The organism is Brevibacillus sp. NL20B1 (assembly GCF_018195675.1).
Classification (GTDB): domain Bacteria; phylum Bacillota; class Bacilli; order Brevibacillales; family Brevibacillaceae; genus Brevibacillus; species Brevibacillus aydinogluensis.
This window is the reverse complement of the sequence record NZ_JAGTPT010000066.1, coordinates 1-644: the sequence shown is the minus strand read 5'-3', so window position 1 is coordinate 644 and position 644 is coordinate 1. Positions and strand designations below refer to the sequence as shown.

Here is a 644-nt window from a genome sequence, read left to right as displayed (position 1 = left end):
GAGGGCGAGTCGGTCGGTCTGGCGGTGGGAGTCAAAAAGGAATACAGCCGGAACATCGAGCAGCCGGAAACGGAACAAAGCGTCATCGGACCGAAAGACAGCTTTGTGGAAACGCTCAACACCAATATCGGCCTGGTTCGCCAGCGCCTGCGCGACCCGTATCTGCGGGTGGAATCCGTCGTGGTGGGAAAACGGACGAAGCAGGAGACGGCCATCATGTACCTGGCGGACGTGGCCAATCCGCAGATCGTGGAAGAAGTAAGGCGGCGTCTTTCCTGCATCGAAACAGACAGCCTGATCGGCCAGATGCAGCTTCAGGAATATCTGGAGGACAATTCGTTCTCCCTGTTTCCCCTCATGCGCCCCACGGAACGGCCTGACGTCACCTGTTCCTATCTGATTGAGGGAAACGTGGCGGTCATGGTCGAGGGGACGTCGCATGCGCTGATCCTGCCGATCACGTTTTTTCAAATGCTGGAAACGGTCGACGACTACTACACCAGCTGGCAGTACGCCACGCTGATCCGCATTGTGCGGATGGTCGCCCTGTTTCTCAGCATCACGACGCCCGGGCTGTACCTGTCACTCGTCGCGTACAACCCGGAGCTGATTCCCACCCGGCTGCTCATCTCCATGGACGCCGC

The 644-nt window shown here is 58.9% G+C and carries 1 protein-coding gene; it reads left to right on the top strand.

The window, feature by feature from the left end; genetic code table 11:
* A partial coding sequence (locus tag KDN35_RS19785) for a spore germination protein (protein WP_212133774.1) occupies positions 1–644 on the top strand: 644 nt, incomplete at both ends.